General features: G+C 72.4%; 21 protein-coding genes. 9 read left to right on the forward strand and 12 right to left on the reverse strand.

What is annotated here, in order from left to right; all coding sequences use genetic code 11:
* Nucleotides 1-129: 129 nt before the first annotated feature.
* Nucleotides 130-1,464 (reverse strand): PhoH family protein, encoded by a 1,335-nt coding sequence (locus ACZ52R_RS07490; RefSeq protein ID WP_465616790.1) that lies wholly within the window; start codon nt 1,462-1,464, stop codon nt 130-132.
* Between the two features lie 252 nt (nt 1,465-1,716).
* Complete coding sequence (locus ACZ52R_RS07495; RefSeq protein WP_360506502.1) at nt 1,717-2,511, reverse strand: isoprenyl transferase; 795 nt, start codon at nt 2,509-2,511, stop codon at nt 1,717-1,719.
* 434 nt (nt 2,512-2,945) lie between these two features.
* Here ACZ52R_RS07495 and ACZ52R_RS07500 point away from each other — a divergent pair, with 434 nt between their 5' ends.
* Nucleotides 2,946-4,541 (forward strand): chitinase, encoded by a 1,596-nt coding sequence (locus ACZ52R_RS07500; RefSeq protein WP_465616788.1) that lies wholly within the window; start codon nt 2,946-2,948, stop codon nt 4,539-4,541.
* A 117-nt stretch (nt 4,542-4,658) separates the two neighbouring features.
* On the opposite strand, the gene ACZ52R_RS07505 is transcribed toward ACZ52R_RS07500, so the two are convergent.
* Nucleotides 4,659-5,372 (reverse strand): A24 family peptidase, encoded by a 714-nt coding sequence (locus ACZ52R_RS07505; RefSeq protein ID WP_465616786.1) that lies wholly within the window; start codon nt 5,370-5,372, stop codon nt 4,659-4,661.
* A gap of 306 nt (nt 5,373-5,678) precedes the next feature.
* Between ACZ52R_RS07505 and ACZ52R_RS07510 the strand changes: the two genes are divergently transcribed.
* Both ACZ52R_RS07510 and ACZ52R_RS07515 read left to right on the forward strand, forming a co-directional pair.
* Nucleotides 5,679-6,893 (forward strand): pyridoxal phosphate-dependent aminotransferase, encoded by a 1,215-nt coding sequence (locus ACZ52R_RS07510; protein WP_465616784.1) that lies wholly within the window; start codon nt 5,679-5,681, stop codon nt 6,891-6,893.
* Nucleotides 6,894-7,091: 198 nt separating this feature from the next.
* A complete protein-coding gene (locus tag ACZ52R_RS07515) occupies nt 7,092-7,661 on the forward strand; it encodes an RICIN domain-containing protein (RefSeq protein ID WP_465616782.1) in 570 nt (189 codons plus the stop codon).
* 191 nt (nt 7,662-7,852) lie between these two features.
* Here ACZ52R_RS07515 and ACZ52R_RS07520 read toward each other — a convergent pair whose 3' ends face one another.
* Nucleotides 7,853-9,679 (reverse strand): phosphoenolpyruvate carboxykinase (GTP), encoded by a 1,827-nt coding sequence (locus tag ACZ52R_RS07520; RefSeq protein ID WP_465616780.1) that lies wholly within the window; start codon nt 9,677-9,679, stop codon nt 7,853-7,855.
* Nucleotides 9,680-9,963: 284 nt separating this feature from the next.
* Between ACZ52R_RS07520 and trhA the strand changes: the two genes are divergently transcribed.
* Nucleotides 9,964-10,656, forward strand: a complete 693-nt coding sequence (gene trhA, locus ACZ52R_RS07525) for a PAQR family membrane homeostasis protein TrhA (protein ID WP_465616778.1) — start codon at nt 9,964-9,966, stop codon at nt 10,654-10,656.
* Here trhA and ACZ52R_RS07530 read toward each other — a convergent pair.
* The gene (locus ACZ52R_RS07530) at nt 10,627-11,235 is read right to left on the reverse strand and encodes a hypothetical protein (protein WP_465616776.1); all 609 of its coding nucleotides are present in this window, start codon (nt 11,233-11,235) and stop codon (nt 10,627-10,629) included. The two genes, trhA and ACZ52R_RS07530, sit on opposite strands and share 30 nt — an antisense overlap.
* A gap of 310 nt (nt 11,236-11,545) precedes the next feature.
* Here ACZ52R_RS07530 and ACZ52R_RS07535 point away from each other — a divergent pair, with 310 nt between their 5' ends.
* Both ACZ52R_RS07535 and ACZ52R_RS07540 read left to right on the forward strand, forming a co-directional pair.
* Nucleotides 11,546-13,105 carry an MFS transporter gene (locus ACZ52R_RS07535; RefSeq protein ID WP_465616774.1) on the forward strand — a complete coding sequence of 520 codons (1,560 nt, stop codon included), beginning with the start codon at nt 11,546-11,548 and terminating at the stop codon, nt 13,103-13,105.
* Between the two features lie 8 nt (nt 13,106-13,113).
* The gene (locus ACZ52R_RS07540) at nt 13,114-13,770 is read left to right on the forward strand and encodes a TetR family transcriptional regulator (protein WP_465616772.1); all 657 of its coding nucleotides are present in this window, start codon (nt 13,114-13,116) and stop codon (nt 13,768-13,770) included.
* Between the two features lie 87 nt (nt 13,771-13,857).
* Here the strand turns inward: ACZ52R_RS07540 and ACZ52R_RS07545 are convergent, their stop codons facing one another.
* Together ACZ52R_RS07545 and ACZ52R_RS07550 are read right to left on the reverse strand one after the other, a co-directional pair.
* Complete coding sequence (locus ACZ52R_RS07545; RefSeq protein ID WP_465616770.1) at nt 13,858-14,769, reverse strand: hypothetical protein; 912 nt, start codon at nt 14,767-14,769, stop codon at nt 13,858-13,860.
* An 8-nt stretch (nt 14,770-14,777) separates the two neighbouring features.
* Complete coding sequence (locus ACZ52R_RS07550; protein ID WP_360506474.1) at nt 14,778-15,434, reverse strand: papain-like cysteine protease family protein; 657 nt, start codon at nt 15,432-15,434, stop codon at nt 14,778-14,780.
* A 258-nt stretch (nt 15,435-15,692) separates the two neighbouring features.
* Here ACZ52R_RS07550 and ACZ52R_RS07555 point away from each other — a divergent pair, with 258 nt between their 5' ends.
* Nucleotides 15,693-16,625: a hypothetical protein gene (locus tag ACZ52R_RS07555; RefSeq protein WP_465616897.1), complete on the forward strand. Its 933-nt coding sequence runs from the start codon at nt 15,693-15,695 to the stop codon at nt 16,623-16,625.
* Nucleotides 16,626-16,680: 55 nt separating this feature from the next.
* Here the strand turns inward: ACZ52R_RS07555 and ACZ52R_RS07560 are convergent, their stop codons facing one another.
* The 4 genes from ACZ52R_RS07560 to mca all read right to left on the reverse strand — a co-directional run bounded on the left by ACZ52R_RS07560 (nt 16,681) and on the right by mca (nt 20,857).
* Nucleotides 16,681-17,541 (reverse strand): GNAT family N-acetyltransferase, encoded by an 861-nt coding sequence (locus ACZ52R_RS07560; protein ID WP_465616768.1) that lies wholly within the window; start codon nt 17,539-17,541, stop codon nt 16,681-16,683.
* Between the two features lie 83 nt (nt 17,542-17,624).
* Entirely contained in the window at nt 17,625-19,667 is a 2,043-nt protein-coding gene (locus ACZ52R_RS07565; protein ID WP_465616766.1) for a thioredoxin domain-containing protein, read from the reverse strand.
* A 43-nt stretch (nt 19,668-19,710) separates the two neighbouring features.
* The gene (locus ACZ52R_RS07570; RefSeq protein WP_465616764.1) at nt 19,711-19,902 is read right to left on the reverse strand and encodes a hypothetical protein; all 192 of its coding nucleotides are present in this window, start codon (nt 19,900-19,902) and stop codon (nt 19,711-19,713) included.
* Between the two features lie 49 nt (nt 19,903-19,951).
* Entirely contained in the window at nt 19,952-20,857 is a 906-nt protein-coding gene (gene mca / locus ACZ52R_RS07575; protein ID WP_360506463.1) for a mycothiol conjugate amidase Mca, read from the reverse strand.
* 216 nt (nt 20,858-21,073) lie between these two features.
* Between mca and ACZ52R_RS07580 the strand changes: the two genes are divergently transcribed.
* Both ACZ52R_RS07580 and greA read left to right on the forward strand, forming a co-directional pair.
* Nucleotides 21,074-21,487, forward strand: a complete 414-nt coding sequence (locus ACZ52R_RS07580) for a DUF4307 domain-containing protein (protein ID WP_360506461.1) — start codon at nt 21,074-21,076, stop codon at nt 21,485-21,487.
* Between the two features lie 340 nt (nt 21,488-21,827).
* Entirely contained in the window at nt 21,828-22,328 is a 501-nt protein-coding gene (gene greA, locus ACZ52R_RS07585; RefSeq protein ID WP_030055385.1) for a transcription elongation factor GreA, read from the forward strand.
* 79 nt (nt 22,329-22,407) lie between these two features.
* On the opposite strand, the gene ACZ52R_RS07590 is transcribed toward greA, so the two are convergent.
* Complete coding sequence (locus ACZ52R_RS07590; protein WP_465616761.1) at nt 22,408-23,265, reverse strand: ABC transporter permease; 858 nt, start codon at nt 23,263-23,265, stop codon at nt 22,408-22,410.

Raw genomic sequence — 23,265 nt, forward strand, 5'->3', positions numbered from 1 at the left:
TCACCGCCCCGGAGTTTTCCGGACGGAAAGCACTCGATGTGATGAAACGGATGGGGCCCGCTCCGTCAGGAGCGAGCCCCAGGGCGCAAGTTGACCCTATTGTCCGACTATGTCCCGATCAGGGACGGATCACGGGTTGATGTCCTCCAGCATCTCCGTGACCAGCGCCGCGATCGGCGAACGCTCCGAGCGCGTGAGCGTGATGTGCGCGAAGAGCGGATGCCCCTTCAGCTTCTCGACCACCGCCACCACACCGTCGTACCGGCCCACCCGCAGGTTGTCCCGCTGCGCCACGTCGTGGGTGAGCACCACCCGCGACCCCTGCCCGATCCGGGACAGCACCGTCAGCAGGACGTTGCGCTCCAGCGACTGCGCCTCGTCCACGATCACGAACGCGTCGTGCAGCGAGCGCCCCCGGATGTGGGTCAGCGGCAGCACCTCCAGCATCCCGCGGGAGATGACCTCCTCGATCACGTCCGGGGTGGTGACGGCGGAGAGGGTGTCGAAGACCGCCTGCGCCCAGGGGCCCATCTTGTCCGCCTCGGAGCCCGGCAGGTAGCCGAGTTCCTGGCCGCCGACCGCGTACAGCGGCCGGAAGACCATCACCTTGCGATGCTGCCCCCGCTCCAGCACCGCTTCCAGACCCGCGCACAGCGCCAGCGCCGACTTTCCGGTACCGGCCCGGCCGCCCATCGAGACGATGCCGATGTCCGGGTCGAGCAGCAGGTCCAGCGCCACCCGCTGCTCGGCGCTGCGCCCGCGCAGCCCGAACGCCTCGCGCTCCCCGCGCACCAGCCGGACCCGGCCGTCACCGGTGACCCGGCCGAGCGCGCGGCCACGTTCCGAGGTGAGCACCAGCCCGGTGTGGACGGGCAGTTCGGCGGCCCCGTCGAGGTCCACCGCGGCCTCGTGGCCGGCCGCGAACAGCGAGTCGACCTGGTCGGCCGGAACGTGCAGCTCGGACATGCCCGTCCAGCCGGAGGTGATCGCCAGCTCGGCCCGGTACTCCTCGGCGAGCAGGCCCACCGAGCTGGCCTTGATCCGCAGCGGCAGGTCCTTGGAGACGACGGTGACGTCGTAGCCCTCGGCCTGCAGGTTGCGGGCGACCGCCAGGATCCTGGTGTCCGCCTCGCCGCCGCCGGCGCGGTACCCGGCCGGCAGTATCGAGACGTCGGAGTGGTTGAGCTCGACCCTGATGCTGCCGCCGAGCTCGCCGACCGGGATCGGCTCGTCGAGCCGGCCGTGGCGGATGCGGTAGTCGTCGAGCAACCGCAGTGCCTGGCGGGCGAAGTAGCCCAGCTCCGGGTGGTGCCTCTTGGCCTCCAGCTCGGTGACGACCACCACCGGAAGGACGACCTCGTGCTCCTCGAAGCGGGTCATGGCGAGCGGGTCCGCCAGGAGCACGCTGGTGTCGAGAACGTACGTGCGCCGGTCTGGTGTCCGGCGGCTCTTGGAACTGACCACTAGGCCTCCAGAGCGGATGACCCTGCGTCATCCGCGGCAAGCCGGTCCCCGCTGCCCCGGTGGCCTCGGAACCGGACTGACTGGAGTATTCCCAGGCGGGGGGCGGTGCATTCACGCCCCCGGCGAACTGACGGATCATTGCCGGTGAACGTTTGGCCTCGTGTGGCAGCCGGGTAGGCCAGCCCTACGGCGGTCACTTCGCCCTGGGGCCGGCGAGCGGGGCCCCTTCCCCACGGGCCCGTGGGGCCGGGACTACAGACCCATCCGCCGGTTGCGCTGCTCGAACGCCCGCAGGGCGCGCAGGAAGTCGACCTTGCGGAAGGCCGGCCAGTACGCCTCGCAGAAGTAGAACTCGCTGTGCGCGCTCTGCCAGAGCAGGAAACCGGACAACCGCTGCTCGCCCGAGGTACGGATGATCAGGTCCGGGTCGGGCTGGTTGCGGGTGTAGAGGTGCTCGGAGATGTGCTCGACGGTCAGGATCTCGGCCAGTTCCTCGATCGAGGTGCCGCGCCCGGCCTGCTCCTGGAGCAGCGAGCGGACGGCGTCGGCGATCTCGTGCCGGCCGCCGTAGCCGACCGCGACGTTGACCGTGATGCCGTCGATGTCGGCGGTCTCGTCGGCGGCGCGCTTGAGCACGTCGGCGGTGTGCTGCGGGAGCAGGTCCAGCGCGCCGACCGGGTGGACCTTCCAGCGGCGGGCGGCGGCGAGGCCGGTGACGGCGTCCTCGATGATGCCGAGCAGCGGGACCAGCTCGTCGGCCGGGCGGTCCAGGTTGTCGGTGGAGAGCATCCAGAGGGTGACGACCTTGACGTGGGTCTCGTCGCACCAGCCGAGGAACTCGGTGATCTTGTCGGCGCCGCGCTGGTGTCCGTACGCGGTGGAGCCGCCGGTGGCCTTGGCCCAGCGGCGGTTGCCGTCCAGGATCACGCCGATGTGGTGCGGGGTGCGCGCGAGGTGGACCTCGACCCGGCGGCCGTAGAGCCCGTACATCCCGCCCAGCAGGGTGCGCAGCCCCGGCGTCCGTTCGGCGACATCGCGCAGACCCATGGTTCCCGGACCCCTCCGTGCTCGTTCAGCTGGTGCGTCACCGCCCCGGCGCAGCCTACTCCGGCACGCAGGCACACGGTAAAGCCGCAGGTAGCGGTCTGGTCACGGTCCTGTACGAAGTCTGTCGCGACGGGCGCGTCGCGGGACGCGAGGGGGCGTACGAGGGCCGCCCGGGAGCCGTTCGGGAGTGGTGCGGCAGCCATGCGGAAGCCGGGGCGGTGCGGACACGGAACGGTCTCCGGATCCTTAACGGAACCGTAAGCCGTCCGTCCGATGCTTGACGACCAGCAATGGTCTAGTCCAGCTTGTGACCCGGGACGGAACGACCCTCCTCCGGTCCCCTCCCCCAGGCTCACTTCGGACCTCCCCTCCCCCACACGCGGCCGCCGCGACCCCCACCGCGGCGGCCGCTCCTCCCCCAGGAGCGCCACCCCATGGCCCGTACGCTGAACCAGCCCTCGCACAAGCGCCGGCGCAGCCCCCTCCCGGCCGTCGCGGCCGGTGCCACCGCCCTCGCCCTGGCCGGCGGCGGCCTCGCCCTCTTCGCCGGCGGTGCCAGCGCGGCGGTCGGAAACCTGGTCACCAACGGCGGCTTCGACGGCGGGCTGGGCGGCTGGAGCTGCACCGGCGCCGCGACCGCCGTCTCCTCGCCGGCCCACTCCGGCACCGGCGCGCTGCAGGCCACCCCGAGCGCCGGCGACACCGCCGAGTGCACCCAGACCGTCAGCGTGCTGCCCAACACCAGCTACACGCTGAGCGCCTGGGTCCAGGGCCCGTACGTCTACCTCGGCGCGCGCGGCACCGGCGGCACCGACCCGTCCGCCTGGTCGAACCAGAACAGCTGGAACCAGCTGTCCACCACCTTCACCACCGGGGCGAACGCCACCAGCGTCACCGTCTACCTGCACGGCTGGTACGGGCAGAGCGCCTACCTCGCCGACGACGTCGCGCTGATCGGCCCCGGCGGCACCGGCACCCCGTCGCCGACCGCGTCCCCGACCGCCACGCCGACCGCGACGGCCACCGCCTCCCCCACGGCCACCGCCACGCCCACCCGGACGGCGACCCCGACCCCCACCGCCACGCCCACCCCCACCGCCACGGCAACCGGCACCACCCCGCCGGCCACCGGCCTGCCGGCGCACGCGGTCACCGGCTACTGGCAGAACTTCGACAACAACTCGACCCCGCAGCGCCTGAGCGACGTCCAGAACGCGTACGACATCATCGCGGTCTCCTTCGCCGACGCCGTGCCGACCCGGACCGGCGCGATCAGCTTCACCCTGGACCCGGGCCTGTCCAAGGCGCTCGGCGGCTACACGGACGCCCAGTTCCGCGCCGACATCAAGGCCAAGCAGGCGGCCGGCAAGAAGGTCGTCCTCTCCATCGGCGGCCAGAACGGCGCGATCACCGTCGGGGATGCCACCGCCGGCGCCGACTTCGCCAACAGCGCCTACGCGATCATCGAGGACTACGGCTTCGACGGCATCGACGTCGACCTGGAGAACGGCGTCCAGGCCGGCCCGCTCGGCGACGCCCTGCACGCCCTGCAGGCCAAGGTCGGCGCCGGCTTCGTCCTGACCATGGCACCCGAGACCATCGGGATGTACAGCACCTCCGGCGCCTACTTCCAGCTGGCGCTGAAGACCAAGGACATCCTCACCGTCGTCAACACCCAGTTCTACAACTCGGGTGGCATGAACGGCTGCGACGGCAAGGTCTACAACCAGGGCACCGTCGACTTCATCACCTCCCAGGTCTGCACCCACATCCAGGGCGGTCTGCGGCCGGACCAGGTCGGCATCGGCGTCCCGGCCTCGAGCAAGGCGGCGGGCGGCGGCTACGTCCCGCCGACCGTGGTGAACAACGCGCTGGACTGCCTGGCCACCGGCAACAACTGCGGCAGCTTCGTACCGCCGGCCAAGTGGCCGACCATCCGCGGCGCGATGACCTGGTCGACCAACTGGGACGCCGCCAACGGCAACGCGTTCTCCGACGCGGTCGGCCCGTTCGTCCACAAGATGCCGTAAGGACTCACCTTCCCCGGCGCGCCGCTCCTTGAGGGTGGGGCCCGCGCGCCGGCGGCGGGGCCCGTCGTACCACTCCGGTACGGCGGGCCCTGCCGCGTCCGCCGACGCTCGGAAGGGCTACCCGGCCAGCACCGCCGTGAGCGCGCCGAGCAGCAGGAACGGGCCCACCGGGACGTCGAGTCCGCGCACCGGGCGCCGGCGGACCAGGGCGGCGACGGCCCGCAGCACCGCCCAGAGACCGGCCAGCACCACCGCGGCGACCATCCCGCCGAGCGCCACCGACCAGCCGTACCAGCCGAGCAGTCCACCCAGCGTGAACCCGAGCGGGGAGTCCCCGGGCCCCAACGCCCGGGCCCAGACGGCCAGTTCGAGCACCGCGCCGACCGTCAGCGCCACCAGTAGACAGCGCAGCAGCACCCCCGTGCGCCCCTCGGCCAGCGCCGCCACCACCAGCAGCGCGGCCACCCCGCCGAGCAGCGGCAGGGTCAGCCGGTACGGCAGCCGGCGCACCCGCGCGTCGACGAAACCGAGCGCCACCCCGAGCGCGGCCGCCCAGCCCAGCGCCGCGGCCACCGGCCCGTGCGCCGCGTACGCCACCGCGACGGCGACCGCTGCCGCGACCGACTCCACCGACCACGGGCCCGCGCCCAGCCGCTCCCGGCAGCCCGGGCAGCGCCCGGTCGGCGGCAGCAGGCGCGCCGCTCGCCCGCAGGTCGGGCACGCCTCACGCCACGGTTCGCCCTCCGGCACCGCGAACCGGGCGACCAGCCCGCGCAGCGGCGGAGCCGCCAGGAGACCGACCAGCACCGCCGCGACCACGACCGGCACCACCGGCGCACCCCCTCCTCGATCGACGCACCGGCCCCATCCTCCCGCGCCGAGCGGGGTGCCGTCCGGCGGGCGGTCCGGTCCGCCGTCCGCCGGCGTCTGTCGCCGTCCGATGTGCCGTCCGTCTCGTTCCGGACCACGACCCGCCCGCGTTCCTCGCGTACGGGAGCATTCCGGACACCGCGCTCCCCCTTTGGAAGGCCCGCCGAGGCCCCCGCCTGCCGATCCAAGGAGCCCCTACCGAGCCCTCCGGGGCACCTTCCCGGAGAGCCGCCGCAGGGGTCGTCCGTACCCCTAAAGTAGGCAGGCATGCAGGTCATCCAGTCCAGCAAGCTCGCCAATGTCTGCTACGACATCCGTGGCCCGGTGCTCGACGAGGCGATGCGGCTGGAGGAACAGGGCCACCGCATCCTCAAGCTCAACACCGGCAACCCGGCCGCCTTCGGCTTCGAGGCGCCCCCGGAGATCCTCCAGGACATCCTGCGCAACCTCGCGAACGCGCACGGGTACGGCGACTCCAAGGGCCTGCTCTCCGCCCGCCGCGCGGTGGTCATGCACTACGAGGACCGCGGGCTGCACGGACTCTCCGTCGACGACGTCTTCCTCGGCAACGGCGTCTCCGAGCTGATCCAGCTGGCCATGACCGCGCTGCTGGACGACGGCGACGAGGTGCTCGTCCCGGCGCCGGACTACCCGCTGTGGACCGCCTCGGTCTCGCTGGCCGGCGGCACCGCCGTGCACTACCGCTGCGACGAGCAGTCCGAGTGGTACCCGGACCTCGCCGACATCGAGGCCAAGGTCACCGACCGGACCAGGGCCATCGTGGTGATCAACCCGAACAACCCGACCGGCGCGGTCTACCCGCGCGAGGTGCTGGACGGCATCGTCGAGATCGCCCGTCGGCACGACCTGGTGGTCTACGCGGACGAGATCTACGACAAGATCCTCTACGACGACGTCGAGCACATCCCGCTGGCCACCCTGGCCCCGGACCTCTTCTGCGTCACCTTCAACGGCCTGTCCAAGGCCTACCGCGTCGCGGGCTTCCGCTCCGGCTGGATGGTGCTGTCCGGCGACCGGTCCCGGGCCCGCAGCTACATCGAGGGCCTCACCGTGCTCGCCTCGATGCGGCTGTGCGCCAACATGCCCGCCCAGCACGCGGTGGCCGCCGCGCTCGGCGGCCGACAGTCGGTCCGCGACCTGGTGCTGCCCGGCGGACGCCTGCTCGCCTCGCGCGACGCCGCGTACGAGCTGCTGAACCAGATCCCCGGCGTCAGCTGCGTCAAGCCCAGGGGCGCCCTGTACGCGTTCCCCCGGCTGGACCCGAAGGTCCACAAGATCAAGGACGACGCCCAGATGGTCCTCGACCTGCTGCGCTCCCAGCGCATCCTGCTGGTCCAGGGCACCGGCTTCAACTGGCCCGAGCCGGACCACTTCCGGGTGGTCACCCTGCCCCGCCCCGAGGAGATCACCGACGCCGTGACCCGCATCGGCGACTTCCTCAGCGGCTACGCCCAGCCTTGACCTCTCCTTTAACCACGGACCACCGGGCGGACCATATGATTCCCGCGCGTCGGCGGCCCGGGTTCCTCTCCGGGCCGTAGGGGGGACGGGCCGGTCGGCAGTGTGCCGGGGCCCGGGCCGACGCGGACACCGGAGCGCTCAACCGCCCGGAAGGCTCCGCTCCCCTGCCCCCACTCCTCCGCAAGGGACCGGTCCGTCTTGACCATCCGCATTCCGCTCACCCGTGCCCGCGCCGCCGCGGCCGTCTCCGTCGCCGCCATCGCGTTGACCACCGCCCTGCCGGCCACGCCGGCCTCGGCCCTCGGTGGCCTGCAGATTCCGAAGGCCAGCCCGTTCGTCAACTCCAACAGCGGCAAGTGCCTGGAGATCGCCGACTGGCGCACCGACAACGGCGCCCCGGCCCGCCAGTGGGACTGCACCGGCGGCACCAACCAGCTCTTCGACATGATCCAGGCGCCCGGCAAGGCCGCGTACTTCCTGCGCAACCGGAACTCGGGCAAGTGCCTGGAGATCGCCGACTGGAGCACCGACGACGGCGCCCCGGCCCGCCAGTGGGACTGCACCGGCGGCGACAACCAGGCCTGGGAGCTGGGCAGTGCCGGCGAGGTCCGGACCGGCCCGAAGGAGGTCGGCCTGATCAACTGGAACTCCATGAGCTACCTGGAGGTCGCCGACTACCGCCTGGACAACGGCGCGCCGGTCCGGCAGTGGCGTGGCGGCCTGGGCTGGAACAAGTACTGGACCATCGTCAACGCCAAGGCGCTCTGATCCTGGTCCTGCTCTGACGGGCCCGGCGCGGATCGGCGCCCGGGCCCGGACAGCACTACGGCCGGAGTCCCGGTCCGGACGATCTCCTTGGTCGGGGAAAGATCGTCCGGAGGAACTCCGGCCGTCCTGTCGCATCGGCGGGCGCGCGGTTCGTGCCGCGCGCCCACCTCTCGCTCGGTTGAGGCTCAGGCTCAGCCGAGGCGCGCGACGAGGTTCCGGTACTCGTCCCACAGCTCCTTCGGGGTGTGGTCGCCGAAGGTCTCCAGGTGGGCCGGCACGAGGGCGGCCTCCTGGCGCCAGATGTCGGCGTCCACGGTGAAGAGCAGGTCGAGGTCGTCCTGGGTCAGCTTCAGGTCGCCGAGGTCGAAGCCCTCGACGGTCGGCAGCACGCCGATCGGGGTCTCGACACCCTCGCCGGTGCCCTCCAGGCGCTCGACGATCCACTTGAGCACGCGGCTGTTCTCGCCGTAGCCGGGCCACACGAAGGCGCCCTCGGCGTTCTTGCGGAACCAGTTGACGTAGTAGATCTTCGGCAGCTTGGCGGCGTCCGCCTGGGCGCCGACCTTCAGCCAGTGGGCGAAGTAGTCACCCATGTTGTAGCCGCAGAACGGCAGCATCGCGAACGGGTCGCGGCGCAGCTCGCCGACGGTGCCCTCGGCGGCGGCGGTCTTCTCGGAGGCGATGTTGGCGCCGAGGAAGACGCCGTGCTGCCAGTCGAAGGACTCGGTCACCAGCGGGACGGCGGTGGCGCGGCGGCCGCCGAACAGGATCGCCGAGATCGGCACGCCCGCCGGGTCCTCCCACTCGGGGGCGATGGTCGGGCACTGCGCGGCCGGGACGGCGAAGCGGGCGTTCGGGTGGGCGGCCGGGGTGCCGGACTCGGGGGTCCAGTCGTTGCCGCGCCAGTCGGTCAGGTGCGCCGGGGGCTCCTCGGTGAGGCCCTCCCACCACACGTCGCCGTCGTCGGTGAGGGCGACGTTGGTGAAGACGGTGTTGCCCCAGAGGGTCTCGATGGCGTTGGCGTTGGTGTCCACGCCGGTGCCGGGGGCGACGCCGAAGAAGCCGGCCTCGGGGTTGATGGCGTAGAGGCGGCCGTCGGCGCCGAAGCGCATCCAGGCGATGTCGTCGCCGATCGTCTCGACCTTCCAGCCCGGGACGGTCGGCTGGAGCATGGCCAGGTTGGTCTTGCCGCAGGCCGACGGGAAGGCGGCCGCGACGTACTTGGCCTCGCCGTTCGGCGGGGTGAGCTTCAGGATGAGCATGTGCTCGGCCAGCCAGCCCTCGTCACGGGCCATGGTCGAGGCGATGCGCAGCGCGTAGCACTTCTTGCCGAGCAGGGCGTTGCCGCCGTAGCCCGAGCCGAAGGACCAGATCTCCTTGGTCTCCGGGAAGTGCGAGATGTACTTGGTGCTGTTGCACGGCCACGCCACGTCGGCCTCGCCCTCGGCGAGCGGGGCGCCGACGGTGTGCACGGCCTTGACGAAGTCGCCGTCCTCGCCGAGCTGGTCCAGCACGGCCCGGCCCATGCGGGTCATCACGCGCATCGACACGGCAACGTAGGCGGAGTCGGTGATCTCGACGCCGTACGCGGCCAGCGGGGAGCCGACCGGGCCCATCGAGAAGGGCACGACGTACATCGTGCGGCCCTTCATCGCGCCGCGGAACAGGCCCTGCTCGCCCTGGAAGACGGCCCGCATCTCGGCGGGGGCCTTCCAGTTGTTGGTCGGTCCGGCGTCCTTCTCCTGCTCGGAGCAGATGTAGGTGCGGTCCTCCACGCGCGCGACGTCGGTCGGGTCCGAGGCGGCGTAGTAGGAGTTGGGGCGCTTCTCCTCGTCGAGCTTCTTGAAGGTGCCCTGCGCCACCAGCAGGTCCGCGAGGCGGTGGTACTCGTCCTCGGAACCGTCGCACCACTCGATGCGGTCCGGCTGGGTGAGCTCGGCGATCTCGCTCACCCAAGCCAGCAGCTGCTTGTGGTGGGTGGGCGCGGATGCGCTGAGAGCAGAGATCTCGTACGACACGATCGCTCCGTTTCACGCCATCTCGGCGAAGAGACGGCGTTGCGGGGGTCTGAGGGTGCTTGCAGCGTAGCTCCGGGCTCAAGGCCGGAACGCCCCGAAGCGTCGAAATTGACGCATCTTTTACTACTGTAAGTACGGTTACCCATCGGTAACAGGTCGCTCACGTCCCGGACGGAGTGCGCGGGACCACACTCCAAATACTCCAAAACGTCCAAGAGTGATGATCGCCACTTCCTACGCGCGAGTAACCTACGGATCCGTAGGTCGCCGGTAACATGCTGTCCATGACTGCTGCTGCGCTCGCTGAGAGCCTCGCGGAGGGCCCTGCCGAGAACAGGGAGAGCAAGCCCAAGTGGCGCGGCTGGCTGCACGCCGCGATGTTCCCCGCCACGGTGGCCGCCGGGATCGTGCTGATCTGCCTGGCCGACTCCACGCCCGCCAAGATCGCCTGCGCGATCTACTCGGTCAGCGCCTGGCTGCTGTTCGGGGTCAGCGCGGTGTACCACCGCTTCAACTGGGGACCGCGCGGCGACGCCGTGCTGCGCCGGCTGGACCACGCGAACATCTTCCTGATCATCGCGGGCACCTACACGCCGTTCACGATGCTGCTGCTCAAGGGCGCGAACCAGCAACTGCTGCTCTGGGCGGTCTGGGGCGGCGCGCTCGCCGGGATCGCGTTCCGGGTGTTCTGGGTCGGCGCGCCGCGCTGGCTGTACACGCCGGTGTACCTCGCGCTGGGCTGGGCCGCCGCGTTCTTCCTGCCGGACTTCCTGCACACCGGCGGGGTCGCCGTCCTGGTGCTGATGATCGTCGGTGGGGTGCTCTACAGCATCGGCGGCGTGGTGTACGGGCTCAAGCGGCCCAACCCCTCACCGCGCTGGTTCGGCTTCCACGAGGTGTTCCACGCCTTCACCCTCGGGGCGTTCATCGTGCAGTACGTCGGCGTCTCACTGGTGGCGTACAGCACGGCCGGCTGAACCCGGCGCACCCCGACGGGCGGTCGAACGGTCCACGGACCGGGCGGCCGCCCGTTCGGCCGTCCAGGGCCGCTCGTACGGCGCCCGGCCCTGCGGGCGGCGCGCGTACGGCTGGCGGTCGGCCGCGCCGGACTCCGGCCGGGGGCCGGGTTCCTGGTGCTCGTGACTCTCGTGCTGCCCGTGCTCCGCCGGGTGCCCCTGGGCTCCCGCGCGCGTCGGCGCTGACGACTCCGACGCCGACGACTCCCGCGCCATCGGCTCCGGCCGAACCGTCCGGGCCGAGCGGCCGCGCGACTGCCGGGCGTCCAGTGCCTCCCGGGCCCGGCGGCAGCGCTCGCAGTGCGCGGCGTCCGGGATGCCGCGGCGCGGGCGGTGCCGGACCGGGGAGGGCCGACCGTGCTGGGCGCGCCAGCGACGGCCGACGTAGACCATGAGCAGCACGGTCTCGATCCCGGCGACCCCCAGGACCAACAGGGCCCCGTTGATCAGATAGGCCGCGACCACGGCCAGCGCGGAGGCCACCACCACCGCCGCACCCCACACCTGGGCGCTCGCCTGCTTGTCGTCCGTGTCGGCCACTTCGGCTCCCCTTTCCCCGGTGCCGGGCTCGTGGTCGGCGCCTGCCGCCCCACCCCTTCTCCGCTCTCGGCACGCGTCGGCCAGCACTGACCGATTGCCACATGGTATCTACCGTCAGTCACTCCCGACTGCCCACGGGGGGCGAACGACAGATCAACGTTGCGTCAATTCCTTGTGTGGAAGCAGCACTTACAGGACACATCACAGAGCGTTACGGTGCGATGACAGCACCATCATATTGACGGTGACCATCTTTTGAGAGTTACTGTCATTTGAGAGAAACTACCGACAGAGGGCCCTGGAGGTCACCGTGCCCGCCGCCCCGCCCAGTCCCGCCACCGCCACCGCCCCGGCCGTCGCCACCGCCGACCGGCGCCGCCGGCTCGCCCTGATCGCCGTCGCCCTGAGCGTCCTGGTGATCAGCTTCGACATGACGATCCTCAACGTCGCCCTGCCCACGCTCGCCTCGCAGCTGCGGGCCACCACCGGCCAGCAGCAGTGGATCATCGACGCCTACACCGTGGTCTTCGCCGCCGTGATGCTCCCGGCCGGACTGCTCGGCGACCGGTTCGGCCGCCGCCGCACACTCACCGCCGGCCTCGCGCTGTTCGGCCTCGCCTCCGCCGTCGGGATGCTCACCGACTCCCCCACCACCCTGATCGCCGCCCGCGCCGGCATGGGCCTGGCCGGCGCGCTGGTCATGCCGATGTCCCTGGCGGTGATCCCCGTCCTCTTCCCACCCGCCGAACAGCGCCGGGCCACCGCGGTCCTGGCCGCCGCGCTCTCCGCGGGCGCCCCGCTCGGGCCGCTGATCGGCGGCTTCCTCCTCCAGCACTTCTGGTGGGGCTCGGTCTTCGCGATCAACATCCCGCTGACCGTGACCGGCATCGTCGCCTGCGTCCTGCTGCTCCCCGAGAGCCGCAACCCCGCCGCGCCCCGGATCGACCTGCTCGCCACCGTGCTCGCCGCCGCCGGACTGGGTGCGCTCACCTACGGCATCATCGAAGGCTCCGAACGCGGCTGGGCCGACCCGCTGGTGACCGGCACGCTGGCCGGCTCGGTGCTCGCCCTCACCGTCCTGGTGCTGCGCAGCCGTCGCCGGCCCGAGCCGATGCTCGACCTCGCCCTGCTCGCCGACCGGACCTTCCGCTGGTCCTCCGTCGCGGCCACCCTGATCTCGTTCGTCCTGTTCGGCGCCTTCTTCGTGCTGCCGCTCTACTTCCAGAGCGTGCTCGGCACCGACGCCCTCGGCAGCGGCCTGCGGCTGATGCCGATGATGCTCGGACTGATGGTGGCCGCCAAGCTCACCGACCCGCTGGTCACTCGGATCGGCGCCCGGACAGTGATCACCCTCGGCCTGGCCCTGCTCGCCGCCGCCCTGCTGTTCGGCAGCCGCACCGGCGCCGGGGACGGCTACGGACGGGCCGCGCTCTGGCTCGGCGTGCTCGGGATCGGGATGGGCCTGTCGCTGATCACCGCCCAGGCCTGCGCCCTGGTCACGCTGCCGCCGGCCCGCGCCGGAGTCGGCTCCGGACTTCTGCAGACCCTGCGGCAGGTCGGCGGCGCGCTCGGCATCGCCGTCTTCGGCAGTCTGCTGTCCGGGGCGTACCGGAACGCGCTGGACACCGGCGGCCTGCCGGCCGAGGCGGCGCACCGGGCCGGAGAGTCGGTGGTCGCCGCCGACGCCGTCGCCCGGGCCGGGGGCGGGCCCGCGCTCAGCGCCTCCGCGCACGCGGCGTACGTGCACGGGATGGGGGTGGTGCTGCTGCTCGCCGGGCTGGTCGCGGTGCTCTCGGCGGTGCTGGTAGCGGCCCGGATGCCCACGGAGCCCGCTACCGCCACCTCGGCCGACACCGGAGATCACGGATAATCGGACGCATGACTCGCCAGCAACCGACCGCGGCCCTCCCGGACGCCCCGACCAACCCGGTCCAGGCGCTACTGGAGGCGCCGCTGTCGCTGCGCGAGCGCAAGAAGCTGAAGACCCGCCAGAGCATCCGCCGTGAGGCCTACCGGCTGTTCTCCGAGCAGGGCTACGAGAACACCACGGTGGAGCAGATCTCCGCCGCCGCCGAGGTCTCGCCGTCCACCTTCTTCCGGTACTTCGCCACCAAGGAGGACCTGGTCCTCTCCGACGAGTACGACCCGGCGGTGATCGCCGCCCTGCTGGAGCGGCCCGCCGACGAACCCTTCCTCACCTCCTGCCGGGAAGCCATGATCGGCCTGATCCGCGAACTGCTCCAGCACGAGCGCGACGAGCTGTACACCCGGATGCGGCTGGTCACCGAGGTCCCCGCGCTGCGGGCCGGACTGCACCGGAGCAGCAACAACCCGCAGGTGCTGTTCCTCACCGTGCTCACCCGGCGGGCCGGCGTCGAGGAGCCCACGTACGAGATGCGGGTCACCTCCGCCGCCATCGCCGCCGCCACCGCCGAAGCCCTGCTGCAGTGGGCCGCCGGCGGAGGCCGGGAGGACATCGCGGACCTGGTCGACCGCACCTTCGCGATGCTGGAGAGCGGCTTCGCCGGAGTGTGAGCGGTCGCGGCAACCGGGGTGTGAGCGGTCGCGGTAAGAGGGGACAGGCAGCGGGGCCCGGGCCGCTCGGCCGGGCCCCGCTCCCCCTCACCCGCGGCGGACGCCCGTCCTCCGCCGCAGGACGGCGCCCGCGCCCGCCAGCGCGGTGGCGCCGAGGGCCGCGACCGCCGTCACGGCCGGCAGCGCCGCGCCGCCGCCCGTAGCCGACTCCGCCGCCGGTTCCGGCGCGGCCACCTGCTGCACGGCGGCGTCCGCGGCGCCGGCAGCGGCGCCGGCTGCGGCGTCCGCCTGGTAGCCGCCGCCCCTGCCCGCCCGGTCGTACGCCGAGCCGGGCAGCTTGTCCCCGTACCGCTGGTGGACCAGCTGCTGGTACGCGGCCAGCGTCACCCCGTCCGCGCCCACCGAGCGCCGGGCCTCGTCGTCCAGCGGCAGCACCCGGCCGTCGCGCAGCACGTACCAGGCGTTGACCTGCGGCTCGCGGAAGGCGGTGCCGCCGCCGCTCGCCGCCTTCGCCGCGTAGTCGCTCTCGTCGCCGCCCGAGGCGATGTTCACCACCCGCCAGGCCTCGCCCTGCCGGACCGTCCAGACCGAGGCGGTCTGCCCGTCCGCCGCGACCACCTTGCTGGCGGTGAACTCGGCCTTCGCCACCGGTGCGCCCGGGGTGCCGGCCACGAAGCCGGCGTCCAGGACGTACACCGGCACGGTGTCGCCGGCCAGCCGCGGCGCGGACGCGCTCGCCACCCGCGCCTCCTCGGCGGCACCGAGGGTCAGCTGCTGGGTCGGCGGGACGCCCTTGCGGGCGAAGAAGTGGCCGACCTTGTCGAGGACGGCCGGGTCCAGGACCGCGCTGCGGGCCTGGTCGAGCTCGGCGGCGGGCACCGGCGCTGGGGCGGCCGACCCGGGGGCGGCGGCATGCGCGGCCGGGGCGAGCGCCAGCGCGAGGCCGGCGGTGAGCAGGGCGCCGACGGCGGCCCGACGGAGGTTACGGCTCTCGGTCATGGTCGCCCTCACGCGCCGATCCGGTACAGGGAGTGGGTCCACGAGAACGTGTCGTTGTTCACGTAGTACCAGTAATCCGCCCAGTTGTAGCGGTAGTTGGACGGCCACGGGTCGCCCCAGTAGACCCAGTTGTTCCCGGTGTCGTAGCCGTAGAGGACGTGCATGTGCCCGCCGCCGGAGCTCCACTGGATGCGGGTCTCGACCGGCCGGTTGGCGTCCACCTCGGCCTGCACGGTGCTGTAGCGCAGGTAGCCGGTGACGTACGAGCCCGGGTTGATGCCGACCCAGTCCAGCCCGTTCTGCACATCGGCCAGCGTGGCCTGGCTGTTGGGGCAGCCGGAGTCGGACGCGCGGCCGAACGCGGCGTTGCAGAACTGGTTCTGGCTGTAGTTGTAGCCGAACCAGGTGGCGATGGTGTTCCCGCTCGCCGCCCAGCACCAGTTGGTCTGCTGTTGCTGCTGCATGGTGATGTTGAGCTTCTTGTACGTGCCGGCCAGATCGGCCGTGCTGCCGGGCGCCGCCGCCTGGCGGACCTGGTGTGGGGCCCGGTCCTGGGCGGGGGCGGCGATCGCGGGCGCGGCCACCGCGGCGGTGAGCGCCGGGCCCAGCACGCCGAGGGCGAGCAGCGAGACCGCGCGGCGCAGCCGTATCCGTGGAACTGGCATGGGGGAATGCCTCCTTGCACGAGTGGAGCGAGGTGCTGTGTGGGGGCGCGGTCCGGATCGCGCCCCGAGCATCGCGCCTGGCCGCAGGCGGGTCAACGGCCTTCGGACGGGCCCGGGCCGGAGTGTGAACGGCCGGGCGCGGATGTGAACGCCGCCCGGGAAACCCCCGCGCAGCAGGCGCGGACCGGTGACAAACCGCCGTACCGATGTGAATATTCACGGTCAAAAGCCGGTCCGTCCGCGCCTCAGGAGGCCGCCATCCACCGAAGCGACCCAGCCGACCTCGCCGCCGCCCTGCGCACCGGCCCGTTCCACCTCGCCCTGCGCACCGCCATCGCCGTCCGGGGCCTCGCGCTGCACCGGATCCGCCGCCACCTCGCGCTGCGCGGCGTCAATGTCGGTCTCACCAGCCTCAGTTACTGGCAGCAGGGCCGCCGCCGGCCCGAACGCCCCGAGTCTTTGCGCGCCGTCGCCGCCCTGGAGAACGTCCTCGACCTGCCCGAGCACTCCCTCACCCGGCTGCTCGGTCCCCGCCGCGCCGTCGGCACCGCGCCCGCCGGCCCACCCGTCCGGCCGTACCGCGACCTGATCTCCCCCGCCGCCGCCGTCGACGACCTGCTCTCCGCCCTCGCCGGGCCGCGCGACACCGGCCTGCACACCGTCACCCACATCGAGCGCATCCGGATCGGCCCCGACCGCCAACTCGCCCGCCGCGACTCCCAGCACGCGCTGCGCGCCCACCGCGACGGCATCGACCGCTACCTCGCCCTCTACCAGGGCGACCCGGGCAGCGACATCACCCGCGTCGGCGTCCGGGCCGAGGAGAACTGCCGCCCCGGCCGCATCCGCCGCGACCAGGCCCACCACCTGCTCGCCGCCGAACTGCTCCTCGACCGCCGGCTACGCGCGGGCGACACCCACCTGCTCGGCTACGGCTTCGACGACGCGCCCTCCCCGGACCCCAGCTGCGAGTACGTCCGCGGCTTCAACTCCGGCGCCGGCCAGTACGTCCTCCAGGTCACCTTCCACCCCGACGCCCTCCCCGTGCGCTGCCACCGCTTCGCCCTCCACTCCCCGGGCGAAGCCCCGTACGAGACCGAGGAGCTGACCCTCGACGGCCACCACTGCGTCCATCTCGTCGCCACCGCGCTGCGGCCGTGCATCCTGGGGATCCGCTGGGACTGGGAGTGACGGGCGGGCGCCGACGGGGGCCGGCTGCGAGCGATCGTCGGCCGCCGCAACTCCCCTACCGCGCCGGGAAGTCCATGATCAGGCAGTCCTCCACCGGCAGGTACCCGATCTGCCGGTAGATGGAGTTGCTGGTCGGGTTGGCCAGGTCCGTGTACAGCAGCACCTCGTCGGCCCCGCAGGTCAGCGCATGGGCCGAGGCGGCAGCCGTGACGGCGCTGCCGTAGCCGTGGCCGCGGTGCTCGGCGGGGGTGTAGACCGGGCCGATGCGGGACATCCCGACGAGCACCGGGCTGGTTCCGGCCAGCGCGACCGGCCGGCCGCCGTCCTCCCACAGGTGCAGTCCGCCGGCCGCGGTCTTCTCGTCCACCGCCCGCGGCACGTCCGGCAGTCGGACCTTGGCCTCGGCCCGGAACTCCTCGTACCAGCGGATCGCCAGCTCGCGGTCGGCCGGCTCGGCGAGGCGGTGCCGGCCCGCGGGCGGGCGCGGCGGGTCGGTCAGTCGGCCGAGCCGGTAGAGCCGTTCCTCGAAGCGGACGGACTGCTCGGCGCCGGTGGCCGCCGTCCACGCGGCGGCGAAGGCGCGGACCGCGACGGCGCCCCCACCGATCCCGTTGACCGTCGTGAACCCGGCCCCGGCGGCGGCCAGTTCGACCGCCAGCTCGGAGGCCGCGGCCTCCGGCAGGAAGGACAGCCGGGGGTCGAACGGCGGCGTCTGCAGGAAGGCGCCCGCGACCGGGCCGCCCTCCTCGGCCCGCCACCAGCCGAAGACCGGCGGCTCGCCGAACACGTCCAGCCCGGACTCGGCCAGCCGGTGCGCAATGGTGAGCAGGACGGTGTTCTCGGCGGGGCGGGCGGCGAGAAAGGCACCCGCCTGGGCGCGGAAATCGTCGAGGGAGGTACTGAAAGTCCAGGTCATGGACCATGGTCGCCCCGGCCCGTCCGCTCCCGCCAACGATTATCCGGCCGCCGCGCCGAGCCCCCTTCGCCCCGTGGTCGCCGCTATCGGACCGCCGTACCCAGCCGCTCCGCGAGCACCGTCGGGTCGGTGGTCGGCGCGTCGCAGGCGAAGTGCCGGCAGACGTACGCCGCGGGAGCCCCGCCGACCAGCGGCCGGTCCGCCAGCAGCGGCACCTCGGTCTCCCCCGGCTCGCCCACCGCGACCACCGCGCCCGGCGCCGTCGCGAGCAGTGCCGCCCGCCGCAGCGCGGCGGTGGCCGGGTCCCCGGCCGGGCCGACCACGGCGACCTCGCGCGGCCCGTCGAGCAGCGCCTCCGCCACGGCGAGGCCCCAGCCGATGAACCGCGGTGCCCGCCCGGCGAGCGCGCCGACGACGCCGAGGGCCCGCTCGGCGGCCGTCCGGTGCCGGTCGGAGCCGGTGTACGCGGCGTAGGTGAGCAGGGCGCCGGCGGCGGCCGTCCAGCCGGACGGGGTGGCGTTGTCGGTCGGGTCCTGCGGGCGGCGGATCAGCTCCTCGGCGTCGTCGGCGGTGTCGTAGAGCGCACCGGAAACCTCGTCGGTGAAGTGCTTGAGGATGGTGTCGAGCAGGCCGCCGGCCAGTTGCAGCCACTCCGCCTCGCCGGTGACGGCGTACAGCGCGAGGAAGCCCTCGGCGGTGTCCGCGTAGTCCTCCAGCACGCCCGCGTTGGCGCCGGCCCGGCCGTCCCGGGAGGTGCGCAGGAGCCGGCCGTCGGAGGTGAGGTGGACGGCGAGCAGCAGGTCGGCGGCGCGTTCGGCGGCCTCGACCAGGTCAGGCCTCTCCAGCAGCGCGCCGGTCTCGGCGAGCGCGGCGATGGCGAGGCCGTTCCAGGCGGCGACCACCTTGTCGTCCCGGGCGGGTGCGGGCCGCGCCGCACGGGCTTCGGACAGCCGGGCGCGGATCGCCTCGTACTCGGCGAAGTCCTCGGGTTCGGCGAGGAGTTGGAGAACGGAGGTGCCGTGCTCGAAGGTGCCCTCGGCGGTGACGGTGAACAGCCGGGCGGCGGTGGCCGCGTCGGCGGGGCCGAGCAGGTCGACCAACTGGCCGGGCTCCCACGCGTAGTAGGCGCCCTCGGCGGGCTTCCCGGTTTCCTCGTCCAGGCTGTCGGCGTCCAGCGCGGAGGCGAACGCGCCCTCGGGCGTGCGGAGTTCGCGCAGCAGGAAGTCCGCTGTGGACAGTGCGACCCGCCGCGCGAGCGCCGAGCCGGTCGCCCGCCACAGGTGCAGGTAGGCGCGCAGCAGCAGGGCGTTGTCGTACAGCATCTTCTCGAAGTGCGGCACCACCCAGCCGGCGTCCACCGCGTACCGGGCGAAGCCGCCGCCGAGCTGGTCGTGGATGCCGCCGCGGGCCATCGCCTCGCCGGTGCGGACGGCCATCTCCAGGGCCGCCTCGGAGCCGGTGCGCGCGTGGTGGCGCAGCAGGAACTCGACCACCATGGCCGGCGGGAACTTGGGCGCGCCGCCGAAGCCGCCGCGCGCCTGGTCGAACTCCCGGCTGAGGGTCACCAGCGCCTGGTGCAGGTCGGCCTCGCCGGGCGGGTTGTGGGTGCCGGCCGAGTAGACGGCGGCCCGTTCGGCCAGCTCGGCGCGGATCCGTCCGGCGACCTCGCCGACCTCCTGCCGGCGGTCCCGCCAGGCGGCGTCCACACCCTCCAGCACCTGCCGGAAGGACGGCATCCCGTGCCGGGGCTGCGGCGGGAAGTACGTGCCGAAGTAGAACGGCTCCTTGTCGGGCGTGAGGAAGACCGTCATCGGCCACCCGCCCTGCCCGGTCGCGGCCTGCACCGCCTCCATGTACACGGCGTCGACGTCCGGGCGCTCCTCCCGGTCCACCTTGACCGCGACGAACCGCTCGTTCAGGTACCCGGCGAGCCCGGCGTCCTCGAAGCTCTCGTGCGCCATCACGTGGCACCAGTGGCAGGCGGCGTACCCGACCGACAGCAGCACCGGTACCCCGCGCCGCCGTGCCTCCTCGAACGCCTCCGGCGCCCAGGGCCACCAGTCGACCGGGTTCTCGGCATGCTGCAGCAGGTACGGCGAGGTCGCGTCCGCGAGACGGTTCGGCATGCCCCCATCCTCGCGCATCAACGGGCGGCGGGGCGCCGGTGACTCACTCCTTCGGAGCCTCCGACTCCTCCGCGAAGTCGACCTTCTTGAACTGGCGGTTCATGGACTTGACCAGGAACCAGGTCGCCACGCCGAGGGCGGCGAAGACGACGAAGCCGAGGAGGCCGGGGGTGACCTTGGCGTCGTCGACGGCGAGGTCAGCGGCGAGGTGGACGAGGTTCACGGAGGCACTCATATCTCTATGGTGGCCCGGCTCACGGGGAGCCGGGCCATCGGGGGGTGGTTCAGTCGCGCGTGTCGGCGGCCTCGGCCGCCAGGGTGGGGGTGCGCAGGCCGGCGAAGAGGTCGTCCTCCGGCAGGTCCACGTCGACCAGGGTACGGGCGAGCTCGTAGTCCTCGGTGGGCCAGACCTCGCGCTGGACGTCCAGCGGGACGCGGAACCACGGGCCGTCCGGGTCGATCTGGGTGGCGTGGGCGATCAGCGCGCGGTCGCGGGTCTCGAACCAGTCGTCGCAGCGGACCCGGGTGGTGATCTCACGCTCCTTGCGGCCGCTCTTCTCCCAGCCCGCGATCCACTCGCCGTACGGCGACTCATGGCCGTGCTCGGTGAGGTACTGGTGCAGGGCGCGGATGCGGCCCATCGGGAAACCGTGGTTGTAGTACAGCTTCAGCGGCTGCCAGGGCTCGCCGGCCTCGGGGTAGGCGTCCGGGTCGCCCGCGGCGTCGAAGGCCAGCATGGTGATCTTGTGGGTCATGATGTGGTCGGGGTGCGGGTACCCGCCGTTCTCGTCGTAGGTCGTGATGACCTGCGGCTTGAACTCGCGGATCAGCCGGACCAGCGGCTCGGCCGCCTCCTTGACGTCCTGAAGGGCGAAGCAGCCCTCCGGCAGCGGCGGCAGCGGGTCGCCCTCGGGCAGGCCGGAGTCCACGAAGCCCAGCCAGGCCTGCTTGACGCCGAGGATCGCCCGCGCCTCGTCCATCTCCTTGCGCCGCACCTCGTGGATGTTCTCCTCGATGTACGGGTCCCCCTGGAGCTTGGGGTTGAGTACCGACCCGCGCTCGCCCCCCGTGCAGGTGGCCACGAGCACGTCCACACCCTGCTCGATGTACATGGCCATGGTGGCCGCGCCCTTGCTGGACTCGTCGTCCGGGTGGGCGTGCACCGCCATCAGTCGCAACTGCTCAGTCAACGCCTTGCGTTCCTTCCACATCATCGGGCACCAACCGCTCACTACGGGACCGCGTCGCCGCGGGGCCGGCCGGCCTTCGGAAGTCGTCGATCCCGGCCGAGCCCCGCCCCCGCCGGACCGGCCGCGGGCGTGTCCCTCCTATAGTGACGGACTGGAGGTCCGTCGCATTCCCCGCACCACCCCGCACGGCCCCTCCCCAGGAGAGGACAGAGTCCGATGACCGCAGAGACCACCGCCGCCCGGCTGCCCGAGGGACGCTACGGACGTGGCGGCAACCGCGACTCGGACCGCCGCCTCAGGGTGGTCGGCGCGGTCTGCGGCGTGCTGGGCCTGGGGCTGATCGCCTGGCTGGGCGGCTCCTACCTGCTGCGCGAGACGAAGATCAACGGCTCGGTCCCGACCTTCCAGGTGCTCTCCGACTCCGAGGTGCAGCTGCACCTCACCGTGAGCAAGAGCGACGGACAGGCCGGCACCTGCACGGTCCGCTCGCAGGGCGACGACCACGCGGTGGTCGGGGTGGCCGACTTCCCGGTCCCGGCGGCCGGCTCCAGCTACGACGCGACGGTCACCCTGCGCACCACGTCGCGCGGCACCACCGCCGAACTGCTGGGCTGCACGCCCGCCAAGTAAGCCCAAGCCGAGTAAGCCCAAGCCCAAGCCCAGTAAGCCCAAACCGAGCGGGGCGCATACGAGTGGCGCGGATACGGGTGGGGCGCATATTCGATCGGGCGAGCGGGCATCCGTAGGAGGTCCCGCTCTCCGTCCTGTACACCGCGGCGTAACGCCACCGTCAATGGCGCGCCGGCGCCTCTCCCGCTTGTCGGCAGGACTTGTTAGGCTCGTGGTTTCGCCCCTTCCGCACCGGATGGTACGGGAGCGGGCGTTGCTTTGTAGTTGAGACCGATATCACCACCAACCCTGCTGACGACCCACACGCTCAGCGCAGCCCCAGCACCGACGAGGAGCACCCGTGACCCAGACCAGCGAGAACGTGACCTGGCTCACTCAGGCCGGTTACGACCAGCTCAAGGCCGAGCTGGATCACCTGACCGGGCCCTGGCGCATCGAGATCGCCCAGAAGATCGAGGCGGCGCGCGAGGAGGGTGACCTCAAGGAGAACGCCGGCTACCACGCGGCGAAGGAGGAGCAGGGCAAGTACGAGCTGCGCATCCGCCAGCTGACCCAGCTGCTGGAGCGCGCCAAGGTCGGCGAGGCCCCGGCCGACTCGGGCGTGGTGGCCCCGGGCATGGTCGTCACGGTCGCCTTCGACGGCGACGAGGACGACCTCATGGAATTCCTGCTCGCCTCCCGCGAGGTCGCGGGCGCCGACGACCTGGACGTCTACTCCCCGCAGTCGCCGCTGGGCCGCGCGATCGACGGCAAGCAGATCGGCGACGAGGCCACCTACGACCTGCCGAACGGCAAGCCGGCCATGGTGAAGATCGTCAAGGTCGTGCCGCACGCCGGCTGATCCGGCACACGACGCCGAGGGCGGCCGCGGAGTCGACTGACTCCGCGGCCGCCCTTTCCGTTGTCCGGGCGGTGCCGGCTCAGCCGGTGGACGAGCGGTACTTGCGGACCGCCAGCCACGAGAACACCGCCGTGATCACGACCGACCACAGCACCGACACCAGGGCCGCGTGCTGCATCGGCCAGGCACTGTCCACCGGCCCGACCTGGTTGCCGAACAGCACCCGGCAGGCCTGGACGGTGGCGCTGAACGGGTTCCAGTACGCGATCCCCTGCAGCCAGCCCGGCATCGAGGCGACCGGCACGAAGGCGTTGGAGACGAAGGTCAGCGGGAACAGCCAGATCAGCCCGGCCGAGGTGGCCGCCTCGGGGCTGCGCACCGACAGGCCTATCAGCGCGCCGATCCAGGAGAAGGCGTAGCCGAGCAGGAGCAGCAGGCCGAAGGCGGCGAGCGCGTTGAGCACCCCGTCGTGGATCCGCCAGCCGACCAGCAGCGCGACCAGGCCCAGCACGATCACGATGAACCCGGTCTGGACGAGGTCCGCCAGGGTGCGGCCGACCAGCACCGCCGAGCGAGCCATCGGCAGTGAGCGGAAGCGGTCCACCAGGCCCTTGGTCATGTCCTCCGCGATGCCGGCCGAGGCCCCGGCGGTGGCGAAGGTGACGGTCTGGGCGAAGATGCCGGCCATCAGGTACTGGATGTACGTGTGGGAGCTGGAGTCCGCCCCCGGGATCTTGATCGCCCCGCCCATGACGTACGAGAACAGCAGCACGAACATGACCGGCTGCATCAGGCCGAAGACGACGATCTCCGGGATGCGGGTCATCCGGCGCAGGTTGCGCTTGGCGACCACCCAGGAGTCGTGCAGGGCGGCGGCCAGCCCCCGGCGCTGTCTGGGCATCGGCGCGCCGATGGCGTGCTCGGTGGCGGCGCTCAT

Source organism: Kitasatospora sp. NPDC034023 (assembly GCF_055575795.1).

Excerpts from the sequence above, each read along its gene's own strand:
- ACZ52R_RS07495 (WP_360506502.1), bottom strand. The coding sequence starts at position 2,511 with ATGGGTCTGCGCGATGTCGCCGAACGGACGCCGGGGCTGCGCACCCTG.
- ACZ52R_RS07500 (WP_465616788.1), top strand. The coding sequence starts at position 2,946 with ATGGCCCGTACGCTGAACCAGCCCTCGCACAAGCGCCGGCGCAGCCCC.
- ACZ52R_RS07510 (WP_465616784.1), top strand. The coding sequence starts at position 5,679 with ATGCAGGTCATCCAGTCCAGCAAGCTCGCCAATGTCTGCTACGACATC.
- trhA (WP_465616778.1), top strand. The coding sequence starts at position 9,964 with ATGACTGCTGCTGCGCTCGCTGAGAGCCTCGCGGAGGGCCCTGCCGAG.
- ACZ52R_RS07540 (WP_465616772.1), top strand. The coding sequence starts at position 13,114 with ATGACTCGCCAGCAACCGACCGCGGCCCTCCCGGACGCCCCGACCAAC.
- ACZ52R_RS07545 (WP_465616770.1), bottom strand. The coding sequence starts at position 14,769 with ATGACCGAGAGCCGTAACCTCCGTCGGGCCGCCGTCGGCGCCCTGCTC.
- ACZ52R_RS07550 (WP_360506474.1), bottom strand. The coding sequence starts at position 15,434 with ATGCCAGTTCCACGGATACGGCTGCGCCGCGCGGTCTCGCTGCTCGCC.
- ACZ52R_RS07560 (WP_465616768.1), bottom strand. The coding sequence starts at position 17,541 with ATGACCTGGACTTTCAGTACCTCCCTCGACGATTTCCGCGCCCAGGCG.
- ACZ52R_RS07565 (WP_465616766.1), bottom strand. The coding sequence starts at position 19,667 with ATGCCGAACCGTCTCGCGGACGCGACCTCGCCGTACCTGCTGCAGCAT.
- ACZ52R_RS07570 (WP_465616764.1), bottom strand. The coding sequence starts at position 19,902 with ATGAGTGCCTCCGTGAACCTCGTCCACCTCGCCGCTGACCTCGCCGTC.
- ACZ52R_RS07580 (WP_360506461.1), top strand. The coding sequence starts at position 21,074 with ATGACCGCAGAGACCACCGCCGCCCGGCTGCCCGAGGGACGCTACGGA.
- ACZ52R_RS07590 (WP_465616761.1), bottom strand. The coding sequence starts at position 23,265 with ATGAGCGCCGCCACCGAGCACGCCATCGGCGCGCCGATGCCCAGACAG.